Consider the following 348-nt stretch of genomic DNA (forward strand, 5'->3'; position numbering starts at 1 on the left):
TGCGCAAGGTGGTTCGGCAGCGGTTGAAGCGGTTGCAGCGGTTCACGATGCAGGCACTTCGTCGTTTGTTGGCGAAGCGCTGGCCAAATCGGACCGCCCGGAACTGACCGCTGCCAAAATCGTCGTCTCGGGCGGTCGTGGCATGCAGAACGGTGACAATTTCAAGTACCTGTATGCGCTGGCCGACAAGCTGGGCGCTGGTGTGGGTGCATCCCGTGCTGCAGTTGACGCGGGTTTTGTACCCAACGACATGCAGGTCGGCCAGACCGGCAAAATCGTTGCGCCACAGCTGTACATTGCGGTCGGTATTTCCGGCGCGATCCAGCATCTGGCCGGGATGAAAGATTC

1 protein-coding gene is annotated in these 348 nt (G+C 60.1%); it reads left to right on the forward strand.

What is annotated here, in order from left to right; translation table 11 throughout:
* The coding region (locus GHO03_RS24840) for an electron transfer flavoprotein subunit alpha/FixB family protein (RefSeq protein ID WP_217903045.1) at nucleotides 1-348 on the forward strand (348 nt) is incomplete at both ends.

The organism is Pseudomonas sp. FSL R10-1339 (genome assembly GCF_009600545.1).
GTDB lineage: Bacteria > Pseudomonadota > Gammaproteobacteria > Pseudomonadales > Pseudomonadaceae > Aquipseudomonas > Aquipseudomonas bubulae.